We start from the raw sequence: 15,603 nt of genomic DNA, 5'->3' as shown, positions 1-15,603 counted from the left end.
AAAAGACCATCTCGGTTTTGAGACAGTCTTCATTTTTATTTTAAATAGTTCTTTAGTAAAAAAGCTTCAAGCTTCCATCAGAATTATATTGATTAGTCCAATTTGATTGGCTCAGAAAAAATTCGGAACTATAAGGTTTATATTCTTTTGAGATCATTCTTTGAGGATTATTTTTTGATAATGACAAATAGAAATAATCTTCAAAAATACCTAAATTCTTAAATGGATTTTGTGCAGCATCGAAGTTATCAAATGTAATTTCATTCGTAATATAAGCATCAATATTATTATGCTTTTCAGTTTTAGTTGCCTTTTCTAAATTTCCTGAATTATTATAAATAAACTTTTCTACGTAGGTCAAAATATAATCTTGAGGGTCAGTCGGATCGTAGGGAACATTAGGATATTCAGTTAAAATCTCAATTAATTTTCCTGAAGTATCATAAGTATAGGTCAAATACTTATCCATATATGAATTATTAACCTGTGGAATAACTACTTTAACAACTCTACCTTGATTATCAAATTCAAATTTCCTTTCATTCAACTGAGCATTAAATGATGGATCTGAGCTATAACTTCCTACAACAGCTGTATTTCCCGTATAAGATATTTTAGTATAAATCAGATTTGTAAATCGGTCCGGAGCCCCCGAAGCTCCTGTAGACTTCAAAATTCCTCCTGTTTTTTTACTAATTCTTCCCTGAGCATCATATTCAAACATATAATTTTGTTCCAATCCATTAAAGACAGGTGACAAAACAGGATAATTCCACGATATTTTACTAGTATTTTTATTAATCGTCTGTTGCGAATGATCAACCGGCAATTCATCATTGTCTGAACAAGATGCCATAACCAGCAATGTGGCTAATAAAAGTGATTTGAATTTCATGGTATAGTTGTTATGATATGCTTATTCTTCACAAGCTCTCCAGATCGCATCATTTTGCGGCACCGGAGCTGTAATTTCAATATTTTCTTTGGTAACGGGATGAATAAATTCCAGCTTTCTTGCATGAAGATTAATTCCTCCATCCGGGTTGGAACGTGAAGCTCCATATTTCAGATCGCCTTTGATCGGAATTCCTGTTTTAGATAATTGTGCTCTGATCTGATGATGTCTTCCTGTTTCAAGGTCAATTTCAAGCAACAAATAATTGTCTAATGTTTTGATCACATGATAAGTCAGAATGGCTTCTTTTGCACCTTCAGTAGCTTTCGGAAAAACAATGGCTTTATTGTTTTTTTCGTTTTTCTTCAGGTAATGGACCAATCTTTGGCTTTGTGGGATCATTTCTTTTCCTACAACCGCCCAATAGGTCTTTTTCACTTCACGGTTTTTCACCATTTGCGTAAGACGGGAAAGCGCTTTGGAGGTTTTTGCATAGATTACCAGCCCGGATGTAGGACGGTCTATACGATGAACCAAGCCGAGAAAAACATTTCCCGGCTTAGCATCTCTTATTTTTATAAAGTTCTTGATGGATTCTAATAGTGATTCATCTCCGGTTTTGTCACCCTGTACAAGCTGACCTACCTTTTTATTAATCACCAGAAGATGGTTATCTTCATATATAATCTGCTCCTTCATATTTCTTCCGTCTATCTTCTTCTATTGGATAATGAAAGGATAATTCCTGCCAGAAGTCCTACTGTTTTTAGTGCAGAAAGTTTTGAATCTTCCGGAATGAATGCTCCCAATACACAGATGGCAGCGGCAGCATACATAGCATAGACAAAGTTTTTGTTAGTAAGCAATGGCGCCTGAATAAAGAAGCTGGCTCCTATCAGAACATAAAAAACTTTTCTTGAAAGTAAATGATTGATTTCCGGAGAAAATAAATTAAACCATCCTACAGCAAGGCAAATCAAAGCTGCGATAGATAATATTCCCTGGATAGATTGTTGTTGATTCTGCATGGATTAATAACTTTCGTTTTCGTTGGGAAACTCTACATTCTTCACATCTTTTACATATTGAGAAACGGCTCCTGTAATTTCTGTGTAAAGGTCAAGATATCTTCTTAAGAATTTCGGGCTGAATCCCTTGTTCATTCCTACCATATCATGATATACCAAAACCTGTCCGTCACAATCTGCTCCGGCACCGATTCCGATGGTAGGGATAGAAATGCTTTCTGTAACTTTTTTCGCCAATTCTGCAGGTATTTTTTCCAATACGACAGAAAAACAGCCTAATTCTTCCAAAAGCTGTGCATCCGCAATCAGTTTTTCAGCTTCCGCCTCTTCTTTAGCTCTTACTTTATACGTTCCGAATTTATAAATGGACTGTGGTGTTAGCCCCAAATGTCCCATTACCGGAATTCCGGCATTGATAATTTTTTTAATAGACTTGGAAATTTCCTTTCCGCCTTCAATTTTCACAGCATGTGCTCCACCTTCCTTCATCATTCTTACCGCAGATTCCAATGCTTTTTCAGGATTACTCTGATAAGTTCCGAAAGGTAAATCTGCTACCACCAAAGCTCTGTCGGTTCCTCTTACCACACTTTGGGCATGATAGATCATTTGATCCAGCGTAATAGGCAATGTAGTTTCAAAACCAGCCATTACATTCGCTGCAGAGTCTCCAATTAAAATAGCATCTACTCCACCTGCATCTACCATCTTTGCCGTGGTAAAATCATAGGCTGTAAGCATTGTTATTTTTTCCTTGTCGAATTTCATCTTACGCAAGGTTTCAGTCGTAACTTTTTTAATTTCAGAGTGAACAGACATAATTTATCTATTTTTAAAAGTTAAAAAGTCGGCCTTCAGCCGACTTAAGTTTTTGTATGATTTATAAAACTACGTGACCGAGTTTCATGAGTTTGTCGTGGTTTAAGATCTTGATATTTCTTCCGTCCACTTCAATCAGACTATCCTGTTTGAATTCTGAGATGAGACGGATGGCACTTTCTGTAGCGGTACCGATAATATTGGCAATTTCTTCCCTTGTTAATGAGATTTTGATAAAACCTTCAGGATCTACCCCCAGTTTCTGCTCCAGAAGCAGCAGAATTTCTGCCAGTCTTTCTCTTACCGTTTTCTGGGCAAGGAAAGTAATGGTATTGGACGATTCTCCTAATTCGTAAGAAATTTTTTGAAGCATTACGAAAGACAGCTGTGGGTCTACTTCCAAAAGATACATAAAGATATCCGCTGGTAAGAAAACACATTCAATATCTGTCATTGCTTCTGCTTTGGCCTGGAAATTTTCCCCGCAAAGCAAAGAACGATAGCCGATGATATCCCCTTCTTTGATAAATCTTAAAATTTGATCCTTCCCGAATGCTCCTGATTTTGAAAGTTTGGCAGCCCCTTTTTCCAGAACATATACTCCTTTTGGAGTTTCACCATCCTCGAAAATGGTATCATGTTTCTGAAAACTCAGTTTCTTTTTGCCATTAATGTATTTTTCAAAATCTGCGCTAGAAAGTCTTTCTTTAAATGATTTATCATTAAAAACTCTGGCGAACCTCTCTTCAATTGCTATCTGTTGTTCCTGCGGCATTTTATATGATATTTATCACAAAAATAGAACTTTTTAACACGATAAACAAAAAAATTTGTTATAATTTTGTAGTTCAATATTTTATGGGGTGAGCGAGAACTGTTTTCATTGTGGTCAAGGGATAGAAAAAGAGAGAATTTTATTTAATGAAAAGACTTTCTGTTGTAATGGATGTAAGTCTGTTTACGAAATTCTAAATTTAAATAATTTAAGCAATTTCTATGAGCTTAATAAAGGAGCGGGAATTCGTCCGAATGATGAAAATTCTACTCAATTTGACTATCTGGATACGCCGGAAATCTTTGAAAAAGTTACTGATTTTTCTGAAGGAAGCACCAGTCTTGTTACATTCAAAATCCCTGTAATTCATTGCTCTTCCTGTATCTGGCTATTGGAAAGTCTTCATACTTTAAATACCCACATCAAATATTCGCAGGTCAACTTTACAAGGAAGACCTTACAGATCTCATTCAATCATAACGATCTGAAATTAAGCGAACTCGCTAAATTTTTAACCAATCTGGGATATAAACCAGTGATCAGCCTTGAAACTGCTGATAAAAATGAAGATCATCTCGACAAATCTTTATTAGTAAAATTTGCCATTGCAGCCTTTGCTTTCGGTAACGGAATGTTCCTTGCCTTTCCTGAATATATCGGAGGGGAAGATTATTGGATGGAACACTATAAAGGTTTATTCAGAACTTTAATATTCCTTCTGGCAACCCCTGTGGTCTTCTACTCAGCTTCAGATTATTACAAATCTGCATGGTATGGTTTAAAAAACAAGATCGTCAACATTGATGTTCCGATTGTTTTAGGAATTTTTGTTCTTTACGGAAGAAGTATTTATGAAGTGGTAACAGATTATGGCCCAGGATATTTCGATACCCTTTGCGGACTTTTATTCTTCATGCTTCTCGGGAAAATTTTCCAGAAAAGAACGTACAATGCTCTTTCCTATGACAGAGATTACAAATCTTTCTATCCGATTGCCGTAACGAAAGTTGATTTCGAAGGAAAACAGGATAATATCTTACTGTCTGAAATAAAAGTGGGTGATAGAATTCTGGTTAGAAATCAGGAAATCATCCCTGTTGACGGAATTTTGATCAACGGAGAAGGAAATATTGATAACAGTTTCATCACCGGAGAAAGCGAAAGCATCAGTAAACAACCCGGAGATAAAATTTTCGCGGGAGGGAAACAGATCGGATCTTCTTTAGAGCTTGAAGTGATTAAAAACGTAGACCAAAGTTATTTAACCCAGCTTTGGAATAAAGAAGCATTTAAAAAACACGAAACAGGACTTGACACGTTAACAAATAACGTCAGTAAATATTTCACATTCATCATTTTAGGTATCGCTTTAGTTGCCGGAACGTATTGGTATTTTATTGATTTAAACAAAATGTTCCAGGTTATTTCAGCCATCCTGATCATTGCATGTCCTTGTGCTCTTGCGTTGTCTGCACCATTCACTTTCGGACACATTATGAGGATTTTAGGTCGAAATAAGTTTTATGTAAAAGATACTTTAACGATTGAAAAAATCGCGAAGCTCGATACCATTGTTTTTGACAAAACTGGAACGATTACCCACAGAAAGAAATCCAATATCAAATACGAGGGAGATGAAATTAATGAGTTTGATTCTCTGAATATTAAAACATTATTAAAGAACTCCAATCACCCGCTTTCAAAATCATTGTATGAATTCATTGAAGTAAATGATGATTATTTCCCGGTAGAGAATTATGTTGAAATTTCCGGAAAAGGATATGAAGCCAGCGTAAGAGGAAATCTTTATAAAATTGGTTCTGCCCGTTATAACAACCAAGAGCCTAAAAACCTTGAAACAGCAGTTTATATCAGCAAAAACGGTGCATATTTAGGTAAGTTTATCTTTAAAAACGAGTACCGCCCGAAACTGAGAGAACTTTTCACAAAACTCACCCACTACAAAATATTTATCCTGAGCGGAGACAATTCCTCAGAAGAAAACCAGCTGAAAGAGCTTATCCCGAATTACAAAGGAATGGCCTTTAATCAGAGCCCGGAAGACAAACTGAATTATATCAAAAACCTTCAGGATCAGCATATGAAAGTAGCTATGCTTGGAGATGGTCTTAATGATGCAGGAGCTTTAAAACAAAGTAATGTAGGAATTGCTATTGCAGACGACACCAATAGTTTCACCCCATCTTCTGATGTCATTATGAACGGTGATAAAGTGGTAACTCTTGACCATTACCTGAACGTTTGCAAAGGCTCTATCACCATTGTGAAAATGACATTTATAATCAGTTTCCTATACAATATCGTTGGTTTAAGTTACGCTGTTACAGGACATATGCATCCGCTTTTTGCTGCAATCATCATGCCAATCAGCTCGATCACGGTGGTTACCTTTACTACACTTTCAACCTGGATATTAGGTCGTAAACATTTCAAAAAACAGGCGTAAAAGCCCTTATTTAGACTGATTTTAAATTAGCTGAAATCGGCATTTCGTGATGAATGTCATTATTTTTCACTAAATTTGAACCCCGAAAATAGGTTAATTTTGTTGTCCAATGGATATTCTATATTTAATGATCCTCTGCAGTGTTTCTTTAGCTGCGATTTTCTTGGTCGTATTTATAGTGTATGCCCGAAAAGGACAGTTTGAAGATGATGAATCTCCTGCTGTCAGAATCCTTTTTGATGATGAAAAAATCAAAGAAAATGATGAAACTGGCGACAAAAATAAAGACGAGAAAGAAATAGGAGAAAATAATAAAAATTGAGAAAAATAGTGAATAGTTGATATGGAAACACAGAAGTTTAGTTATGACAATAGTATTGTCCGTGCGTTCCTTTATGCGACCTTAGTTTTCGGTCTCATTGGATTTACGTTCGGGCTTACGGCGGCATTAATGCTTTTCTACCCTGAATTACCTGAATTCTTTTTCGGGACAGATGACACAACCATTAAAAGTTTGGCATCCGGTAATATTGAAGGGTTAATAAACACTCATGGTGCATTTGGTTTTGGTAGAATCAGAATGTTGCACACCAATACCGTAATCTTTGCATTCGTTTGTAACATCGTTTACACGGGTATTTATTACTCATTACAAAGATTATTAAAAACAAGAATGTACAGTGACACCTTGTCTTGGTTACATTTCTGGACTTGGCAGTTTATGATCGTTGCTACGTTCGTTACGTTCTTTATGGGGATCAATACCTCTAAAGAATATGCTGAACACGAGTGGCCGATCGACATATTGATCGCATTCTCATGGATCATTTTTGGTATCAATATGTTCCTGACTATTTCGAAGAGAAGAGTAAGACACCTTTATGTAGCCATCTGGTTCTACATCGGTACATGGATTGCAGTAGCAATGCTTCACATCTTCAACAACCTTGAAGTACCTTTATCTTTCACAGGCTGGAAATCTTATTCAGCATATGCAGGGGTAAAAGATGCTATTGTACAGTGGTGGTATGGTCACAATGCGGTTGCATTCGTATTGACGACACCGGTTCTAGGTTTAATGTATTACTTCCTTCCGAAGGCTGCAGACAGACCGGTATTCTCTTATAAACTGTCTATTATTCACTTCTGGTCATTAATTTTCGTATATATCTGGGCTGGTCCTCACCACCTTCAGTATACAGCTCTTCCAGCTTGGGCTCAGGCGGTAGGAACAGGGTTCTCTATCATGCTTATTGCACCATCTTGGGGAGGAATGTTAAATGGTCTTCTTACGTTAAGAGGAGCTTGGGATAAAGTAAGAGAAAATCCTATCCTTAAGTTCTTCGTAGTAGCTGTTACTTGTTATGGTATGGCAACGTTTGAAGGGCCGCTTTTGGCAACTAAAAACATCAACAAAATTGGTCACTTTACGGACTGGGTTATCGGTCACGTACACTTAGGAGCTCTTGGATGGAATGGTTTCATGGCATTTGGGGTTATCTATTATCTGGTACCAATTATGTGGAGAACAAAACTTTGGTCTGTAAAATTAGCTAACTGGCATTTCTGGTTAGGTACTTTAGGAATTATCTTCTATGCAGTACCAATGTATATTTCAGGATTTACACAAGGATTAATGTGGAAGCAATTCAACCCGGATGGAACATTATTATGGAAAAACTGGTTGGATACTGTAACGGCAATTATTCCTTACTTTAAAATGAGATTCGTAGGAGGTTTATTCTATATTTCAGGATCTATCTTAATGATCGTAAACGTAATTGCTACGGTAAGAAAAGGATCATTCCAGAAAGAAGTTCCTGCTGAAGCTCCTGCATTGGCAAACATCAGCAAGAACAGAAAAGAAGGAGAAGGAACTCACCTTTGGTTAGAGAGAACTCCTGTATTACTAGGTATTTTATCTTTCATTACAATATCTATCGGTAGTTCAATTGAAATTATCCCTACACTATCTCTTAAGAAAAGTGTACCTACCATTTCTGCAGTGAAGCCTTATTCACCGCTTGAACTTGAAGGTAGAGATATTTATATCCGTGAAGGATGTAATGCTTGTCACTCTCAGATGATCAGACCGTTCAGAGATGAGATCACAAGATTCAACGGTAAGAACGGACAATACTCCAAGGCTGGAGAATTCGTATACGACAGACCATTCCTATGGGGTTCTAAGAGAACAGGACCGGATTTACATAGAGAAGGTGGTAAAAACCCAAGTTCTTGGCACTACAAGCACATGTATAACCCAAGATCTACTTCTGCTGGTTCAATCATGCCTCGTTACCCTTGGTTAATTGCTACTGACTTAGACAGAACTAAGATGGTAGACAAAATGAAGCTGATGAAAAATGTATTCGATGTACCTTATACTAAGGCTCAAATCGATTCTGCAGACAAATGGGCTAATAACCAATCAGCAAAAATTGTAAAAGATATCTTCTCTGAAGCAAATGACCTTAAGCAGGCTTATGCAAAGAGACCTCAGGGAGAACTAGAGAAAAAAGAAATTGTAGCTCTTATTTCTTATCTTCAGAGATTAGGAACTGATATCAAAACAACTGAAATCAAAACAGCAAGTAATAACTAAAACATTAAAAGGTTCATATGATTCCTCAGAACTTTAAAGATATATTATCCAATACAGAAAACGCTGGCTTTTACCAGACGTTGGCTCTGATTTTCTTTATGCTTTTCTTCGTTGCTCTGGTAATCTATGTTTTTAGCAGGCCTAAAAAATATTACAAAGAAGAGGAAGAGGCACCACTTGGGGATGATGAGGATGACAATTTTAATTTAAAAAATTAAACTATTTTTATGAAACAAAGAACACCTGTTGTCGTAAACATCTTAATAATAATAGGACTTTTAATAGTTTTTTATTATTTGTTTGTACAAAGCTACGCGTTCCTAGCTTCGCCTTACTTCTGGGGAACAGTTGTGATCGCTGGTATCCTTGCCTATATTCATAGTGCTATTGGAGACCTGATTGAGAACAACAAATTCAAAAAATTATCTCCGGAAGAGAAAGCAGCTTACTTAGCTGAAAAGAAAGTACCTTTCTTGAGAAGAATGTATGATGCAGCTTTCAAAAAGCAATCTGAAACTGAAGAAAAAGATATCCTTATTGACCACGGTTTCGATGGAATCATGGAGCTGGATAACCAGTTACCAAAATGGTGGGTAGGTTTATTCTATTTTGGGACCGCTTTTTGTATTGTATATATTGCAGCATACTCTTTCACAGACTTCGCTCACCCGTTAAGCGAATATGAAAAAGAATATAAAGAACAAATGGCAAGCATCAAAGAATTTGAAGCAAACCAGCCTCCTGTAACGATTGAAACAGCTAAATACTCAGCTGATAACATTGCAGAAGGTAAAGAATTATTCAAAACAAACTGTGCATCTTGTCACAAAGAAGACGGTAGTGGAGGTATCGGACCAAACCTTACTGATAACTACTGGATCAACCAGCCTGAGAAAACGTTATTTAAAAACGTATTCCACATGGACTGGAATGGTTCTCCTACTAACCCTGCGATGAGAGCATTCGGTAAAAACGGAGAAGTTTCAGGTGCAGAGATTGAAAAGATTGCAGCATATGTATATCACATCAATCAGGAACAACCACCAGTGACTCAGGCTCAAGGAGGAGCAGCTCCTCAAGGAACTGAAGCGCATTGGGAAAAAGAATAATTTAAAAAATTAGAAAACATATGAAAAAAACATAATTTGTTATTAGATTAAAATAGTAACGAATTATGTTTTTTCTTTTTTAAAACCTATTATATATGTCAGACATAGAAGAAATAGAAGTACGCGGCGGACAGGGACAGGTTCTGGACCCTGAGACTTACAGAGATTCTATAGGGACAATGGAGCAATCCGGAAAGAGAAGATGGGTATTTCCAAGAAAACCTAAAGGAAAATACACCAACTATAGAAACATTGTAAGCTATCTCTTATTAATCATTTATTTTGCATTACCATTTATCAAGATCAATGGTAACCCATTATTACTATTCAACGTCATAGACAGAGAATTTTTCATCTTTGGACAGCCTTTCTATCCACAGGACTTTTTTATCCTTACTTTGGGTGCTATCGCATCTTTAATCTTCATTATTGTTTTTACGATTGCGTTCGGAAGAATTTTCTGCGGGTGGATTTGCCCTCAGACAATTTTTATGGAATCGATTTTCCGTAAGATCGAATATCTGATTGAAGGTGACCGAAACAAGCAGATGAAGCTGGACAGACAGGAGTGGAACAGTGAGAAAATCTGGAAAAGAAGCTTGAAATGGACAGTTTATGTTATCATTTCATTAATTATTACTCACTTTATGTTCATGTACATCGTAGGATATGAACAGGTATTTAAAATTATTGGTGAAGGGCCATTTGCCCATCCAACTAATTTTATTGTCATGATTCTTCTTACCGCTGCATTTTATTTTGTATTTGCATGGTTCAGAGAACAGGTTTGTACACTGGTATGCCCGTACGGAAGACTTCAGGGAGTATTGATTGATAAAGATACCATCAATGTTTTCTACGATTTCAAAAGAGGAGAAAACAGATCAAAATGGAGAAAAGGGGAAGACAGAAAAGCGGCCGACAAAGGAGACTGTATAGACTGCCATCAATGTGTAGTGGTATGTCCTACCGGAATTGATATCAGAGACGGACAGCAGTTGGAATGTATCAACTGTACTGCCTGTATTGATGCCTGTGATGAAGTTATGGAAAAAGTAGGTCTTCCAAAAGGACTGATCCGATATGCTTCTGAGAACGAAATTGAAAAAGAAACTCAGTTCAAATTTACAGGAAGAATGAAAGGTTTCAGTATATTTCTTTTCCTTCTTGTAGGTTTCTTGGGATATCTACTGTATAGCCGTGGTGAGATGGAGGCTAAATTCATCAAACCTGCAGGAAGTACATTCTTTGTAAGAGACGGTAAAATTACCAATACCTATAATTATACCTTCCTTAATAAAACGAACGAGAAAAAAATCGTCACCATCAAAGTAATAGATCCTGCCCATGGTGAGATCACTTACAGTGCATCAAGTAAAATTCAGGTAGACAGAGACAAAATTTCTAAGGGAACCATCAATATCAGCTTCCCGGAAAATGATATGAAGCTCTCTAAACAAAATATTACCATTGGTGTTTATGATATGAAAGGTAAATTGATAGACTCATACCAGACATATTTTGAGGGACCATTCAAACTGCAATTTTAATTAGAAAAAAATGAAGAACTTTAGTTGGGGACACGGTGTTGTAATTGCATTACTTGCATTCATAGTTTTTATATTATCCATGATGTTTCTTTTCCCGAACGGGCAGAAGAATTCTGAAATGGTAACAGATAACTATTACGAAGAAGAATTGAAGTACCAGGATGTGATTGATGCCAAGAAAAAAGCTGATGAGCTGCAGGAAAAACCTGTTTACAGCCAGGACACCAAGGGAATAAAAATTACTTTTCCAAAAGAATATAATAACTCAAATACTACGGTAAAATTTGTTTTGAACAGAACCGACGACCAGAATTTAGACATCAAAAAATCTGTACAGCTTGATGCCAGCCAGTCTTTCACAATCCCTGCACAGGTATTGAAGGTAGGAAACTACACGTTAAGATTAAGTTGGAGCAAAGAAAAAACAGACTATAGAATGGATTATGATGTGATATGGAAATAGGACTTATTGTATCGGCTATTGCTTTAGGCTTTGCTTCCGGCTTTCACTGTATCGGAATGTGTGGTCCTATTGCCTTGTCGATGGGATTAACTAAAAAACAGGCCGCTAACTTCTATCTTCAGAACCTTACTTATCAATTCGGAAGAATTTTCACCTATTCATTATTGGGTGCGCTTCTGGGAATTATCGGACAGGGATTTGAAATAGCAGGTTTTCAGAAATATCTGACTATTACAGCCGGAGTTCTCCTCATTATTATGGCTATATTTTCATTTGGCGGAAAAGATTTTGCTTCAAAAATTCCTTTCCTATCCAAATTCCTGTACAGTGTAAAAATGAACCTGGGAAAACTTCTTCAGAAAGCAGATTATCGCTCAAGATTCTCTACAGGACTTCTGAATGGTTTCTTACCATGTGGAATGGTGTACATGGCACTTACCGCCAGTCTAGCAGGCGGAGGAATATGGCAGGGAGCTTTATATATGGCTTTATTTGGTCTGGGAACCCTTCCGTTCATGTTTGCCATTGTTTTGGCCGGGAATCTTATGAATCAGGCCTTCAGGGTAAAAGTTCTAAAAGCTGTTCCGGTGATCATGATTATTTTAGGAGGATTATTCATCCTGAGAGGTCTTGAACTCGGTATTCCTTATGTTTCTCCGAAAGCTGAAGCAATGACGATTATTAAAGACCCCAACGGAGCGGTGAACTGCCATTAATTAGAATGTATAATATACCATGAAGAAAACAATCGTCTTATTTTTAATAAGTCTGTTTACCCTACAATCCTGCAGCATTAATACCGAAGTAATCTATCATAAGGATACAGCCACCTCTATGATTACTGATGTAGATACCAGAGAATTTATGGCAGAGATGCAGGCTATGACTCCTGATTCCCTGAAACAGGAGAAATTTAATGAGCTGGATCGATTCCCAACAGTATGGACCAGCATGCATGATATTCTAAAGAAAGAAGGAAAACTTAAAACGGAAAATCAGGATACGCTCAGAATGCTGAAAAAAGTTTTTCTGAAATCCACAAAAGATGGCAACAATCCTATTCCCGCTGGATTTTCCTTTAAAATGGATCATTTTACTCCCCATGATTATGAGATCATTAAAAATTTCAATAAAGACGAAAAATTACCCTTTGATCAAAATTTACTCAATACCTGGGATGGTAAAACACTAACCATTAACACCGATTTTTTCAATCTTAATAATATTGAAGAAGTACTTCGCTCTCAAGGTTCTAAAGAGGAAACGGAAAAAATGGAGGGAATGATGATGATGTTTGTCAAAAATATCGGGACGACTTTAAAATTTGAAAATAAAATAAAATCAATCACCGGTAAACATGACTGGCTGAAACAGGTTGACGATTATTCTGTAAGGATAGAATATGATCTGAAAGCCCTGAATAACAAAGATTCAAAATTCAAAAACGCAGATAGAAAGATCATTATCATTACTGAATAAAAATAATAAAAAAACAAAAGCCCGGATTAGTGATCAGGGCCTTTATTTTTTCATTAAATAATGTGTTTAATTAGTAATTAACGTTGCTATAATAGAAGATTGTGAAGAATACACATTCCAGGTAAATGTACCTGCATAAGCACCGGTTGTACCATTATATTTATAAACATCTTTTGCAACCACATCGAAAGCATAAGCAGTTCCTTTGGTAACATTTATTTTACCAATAATACCTGTCGTTTCAGGGTTCATTCCCGCCACTGGAGGATTACCGCTACCTATTGGTGTTGACATTCCATAAAATGTTTCAATACCATTAACCTTTATGGCGATCTGCGTATTGGTGAAAACAAGGCTTCCAGATCCGGAGCTTTCCCCCAATGCTGTATAAATATTAGCCTGGATAAGTAGAACACCATTAGCCGGAGCTGTATAGGTATAGTTGAGTCCCGGGACTGAATTAAATACTGTAGAGCCATTCACCGTCTTTCCAGTACTAAAAATATTGAAGGCTAAAGAACTTTGACCACTTAGTGCCTGCAAAGAATTCCAGGTGGGTGCTATTCCAGCGCCCTGAGACGTCAAAACCTGTCCCGGTGATTCTGCAGAACCTGCCGTTCTGGCATCTCCTCCTACATTGAATTCGTTCGTAATCTGTAATGAACCATTAACATGCAAAGATTTTTGAGGCGTATCCGTTTTGATCCCAACCTGTCCATACATTGTTAATGACAGCAGAAATCCTCCGAAAATAAAATTTTTCTTCATTTGAATGTGTTTATTTTTAATATTAATAAAGTATTGGTAACTAATTCCTTACATGAAAATTTCGTCGACCTATCAATGACTCAGCAAAACTAAATAAATGAATAAAAAAAACATAATTTAACTCTCACAAAGTTGAATAATTTATAAAACTCAAATTATAATCGATTAACGAAATAATAAAATAAACATTATATCTAAAAATGTAGAATAAAAAACTAGAAAGGAAAAACCTGTACACGAATTAATGGCTAACTTATACTACACCAGTATCTCCGAAGATTTTAAATAAAAAAACCACCGAAATGGTGGTCTTTTTTATCTTAAAACATTATTGATTAATTAATTACATCAAATCTTGCATATTCTGCAACCTTCTTAGGAAGTTTGATGCCCTCTGCTGTCTGATTGTTTTCAAGCAACGCAGCCATAATTCTTGGTAATGCCATGGCTGATCCGTTCAAAGTATGAACCAGCTGAGATTTACCATCTCCTTTATAACGGCATTTCAATCTGTTCGCCTGGAATGTTTCAAAGTTAGATACAGAACTTACTTCTAACCACATTTCCTGGGCAGCACTCCATACTTCAAAGTCATAGGTCATTGCAGATGCAAAACCTGTATCACCACCGCAAAGCCTCAACACTCTGAACGGAAGTTCAAGATCTGTAAGGATTTCTTTGATATGCTCTACCATTTCTTCCAAAACAGCATAAGAATTTTCAGGTTTTTCAATTCTAACAATCTCTACTTTTTCAAACTGGTGAAGACGGTTTAGCCCTCTTACGTGAGCTCCGTAGCTTCCTGCTTCTCTTCTGTAACACTGAGAGAATGCTGTATTTTTGATCGGAAGATCTTTTTCATCAAGCAAAACGTCACGGTAAAGGTTTGTTACAGGAACTTCTGCTGTAGGAATAAGGTATAATTTATCTTCGTTGATATAATACATCTGCCCTTCTTTATCCGGCAACTGACCGGTACCAAACCCAGATGCTTCATTCACAACATGAGGAGGATTTACTTCTGTATATCCTTTTTCAACGTTTTTATCTAAGAAATACTGCACCAAAGCTCTCTGTAGTCTTGCTCCTTTTCCTAAATAAACAGGAAAACCAGCTCCGGCAATTTTTACTCCTAATTCAAAATCGATAAGGTTATATTTTTTTGCCAGTTCCCAGTGAGGAATTGCTCCTTCCCCAAGACCTTCTACAGGATGAGACTGGAAAATAATTTCGTTATCATCAGCAGAAGCACCACTCTTCACCAATTCATTGGGAATGTTGGGAAGCTGGTACAGAATATTCAGTAAGTCATTTTCTTTACCTTCTAACTGGGATTTCAATTCTGAGCTCGACTCTTTGTATTGTGCTGTTTTAGACTTTGCCGATTCCGCTTCTTCTTTTTTCCCTTCTTTCATCAAAAGTCCGATTTCTTTCGAGATTTTGTTGATTTCGGAAAGCTGGGAATCTAGTTCAAACTGGATTCTTTTTCTTTCTTCGTCGGCAGCGATAGCCTCGTCTACCAACTCAAGATTTTTGAATTGTCTTTTCTTAAGACCTTCTAAAACGCGTTCTTTATTGTCGCGCAAAAAATTGACTTGTAACATTTTATTTAGATGTTAAATATTAGATGTTTAGCTTATAATCA

Annotated in this window: 16 protein-coding genes; 9 read left to right on the top strand and 7 right to left on the bottom strand. The window is 36.6% G+C overall.

What is annotated here, in order from left to right; translation table 11 throughout:
• Positions 1-52: 52 nt before the first annotated feature.
• The 5 genes from JOE44_RS18550 to JOE44_RS18530 all read right to left on the bottom strand — a co-directional run bounded on the left by JOE44_RS18550 (position 53) and on the right by JOE44_RS18530 (position 3,517).
• A complete protein-coding gene (locus tag JOE44_RS18550) occupies positions 53-895 on the bottom strand; it encodes a hypothetical protein (RefSeq protein ID WP_209786725.1) in 843 nt (280 codons plus the stop codon).
• Positions 896-916: 21 nt separating this feature from the next.
• Complete coding sequence (locus JOE44_RS18545; RefSeq protein WP_209786724.1) at positions 917-1,594, bottom strand: RluA family pseudouridine synthase; 678 nt, start codon at positions 1,592-1,594, stop codon at positions 917-919.
• Between the two features lie 11 nt (positions 1,595-1,605).
• On the bottom strand, positions 1,606-1,923 hold the full coding sequence (locus JOE44_RS18540) for a hypothetical protein (RefSeq protein WP_209786723.1): 318 nt from the start codon (positions 1,921-1,923) through the stop codon (positions 1,606-1,608).
• A 3-nt stretch (positions 1,924-1,926) separates the two neighbouring features.
• Entirely contained in the window at positions 1,927-2,742 is an 816-nt protein-coding gene (gene panB, locus JOE44_RS18535; protein ID WP_047381678.1) for a 3-methyl-2-oxobutanoate hydroxymethyltransferase, read from the bottom strand.
• 61 nt (positions 2,743-2,803) lie between these two features.
• Entirely contained in the window at positions 2,804-3,517 is a 714-nt protein-coding gene (locus tag JOE44_RS18530; protein WP_209786722.1) for a Crp/Fnr family transcriptional regulator, read from the bottom strand.
• A gap of 88 nt (positions 3,518-3,605) precedes the next feature.
• On the opposite strand from JOE44_RS18530, the gene JOE44_RS18525 reads away from it, so the two are divergent.
• The 9 genes from JOE44_RS18525 (at position 3,606) to JOE44_RS18485 (ending at position 13,190) form a co-directional block, all read left to right on the top strand.
• Positions 3,606-5,984 carry a heavy metal translocating P-type ATPase metal-binding domain-containing protein gene (locus tag JOE44_RS18525; protein ID WP_209786721.1) on the top strand — a complete coding sequence of 793 codons (2,379 nt, stop codon included), beginning with the start codon at positions 3,606-3,608 and terminating at the stop codon, positions 5,982-5,984.
• A gap of 109 nt (positions 5,985-6,093) precedes the next feature.
• Positions 6,094-6,306 (top strand): cbb3-type cytochrome oxidase assembly protein CcoS, encoded by a 213-nt coding sequence (gene ccoS / locus JOE44_RS18520; protein WP_209786720.1) that lies wholly within the window; start codon positions 6,094-6,096, stop codon positions 6,304-6,306.
• A gap of 21 nt (positions 6,307-6,327) precedes the next feature.
• Positions 6,328-8,589, top strand: coding sequence for a cytochrome-c oxidase, cbb3-type subunit I (ccoN, locus tag JOE44_RS18515; RefSeq protein WP_209786719.1), 2,262 nt, complete (start codon positions 6,328-6,330; stop codon positions 8,587-8,589).
• A gap of 17 nt (positions 8,590-8,606) precedes the next feature.
• Positions 8,607-8,807: a cbb3-type cytochrome c oxidase subunit 3 gene (locus JOE44_RS18510; protein ID WP_103232097.1), complete on the top strand. Its 201-nt coding sequence runs from the start codon at positions 8,607-8,609 to the stop codon at positions 8,805-8,807.
• 9 nt (positions 8,808-8,816) lie between these two features.
• Entirely contained in the window at positions 8,817-9,698 is an 882-nt protein-coding gene (locus JOE44_RS18505) for a cbb3-type cytochrome c oxidase N-terminal domain-containing protein (protein WP_209786718.1), read from the top strand.
• 95 nt (positions 9,699-9,793) lie between these two features.
• Complete coding sequence (gene ccoG, locus JOE44_RS18500) at positions 9,794-11,248, top strand: cytochrome c oxidase accessory protein CcoG (RefSeq protein ID WP_209786717.1); 1,455 nt, start codon at positions 9,794-9,796, stop codon at positions 11,246-11,248.
• A gap of 10 nt (positions 11,249-11,258) precedes the next feature.
• Positions 11,259-11,711 (top strand): FixH family protein, encoded by a 453-nt coding sequence (locus JOE44_RS18495; protein ID WP_209786716.1) that lies wholly within the window; start codon positions 11,259-11,261, stop codon positions 11,709-11,711.
• Positions 11,702-12,427, top strand: coding sequence for a sulfite exporter TauE/SafE family protein (locus tag JOE44_RS18490; RefSeq protein ID WP_209786715.1), 726 nt, complete (start codon positions 11,702-11,704; stop codon positions 12,425-12,427). Before JOE44_RS18495 ends, JOE44_RS18490 begins: the two co-directional genes overlap by 10 nt.
• Before the next feature lie 19 nt (positions 12,428-12,446).
• A complete protein-coding gene (locus JOE44_RS18485; protein ID WP_209786714.1) occupies positions 12,447-13,190 on the top strand; it encodes a hypothetical protein in 744 nt (247 codons plus the stop codon).
• A 66-nt stretch (positions 13,191-13,256) separates the two neighbouring features.
• On the opposite strand, the gene JOE44_RS18480 is transcribed toward JOE44_RS18485, so the two are convergent.
• Positions 13,257-13,958 (bottom strand): hypothetical protein, encoded by a 702-nt coding sequence (locus JOE44_RS18480; protein ID WP_209786713.1) that lies wholly within the window; start codon positions 13,956-13,958, stop codon positions 13,257-13,259.
• Between the two features lie 335 nt (positions 13,959-14,293).
• Complete coding sequence (serS, locus tag JOE44_RS18475) at positions 14,294-15,562, bottom strand: serine--tRNA ligase (RefSeq protein ID WP_209786712.1); 1,269 nt, start codon at positions 15,560-15,562, stop codon at positions 14,294-14,296.
• Positions 15,563-15,603: the final 41 nt, after the last annotated feature.

The sequence above is a fragment of the Chryseobacterium sp. PvR013 genome, from assembly GCF_017833095.1.
In the GTDB taxonomy this organism is placed as follows: Bacteria; Bacteroidota; Bacteroidia; order Flavobacteriales; family Weeksellaceae; genus Chryseobacterium; species Chryseobacterium culicis_A.
The sequence above is the reverse complement of the archived record's forward strand: the minus strand, read 5'-3'. Positions and strand labels throughout refer to the sequence as shown.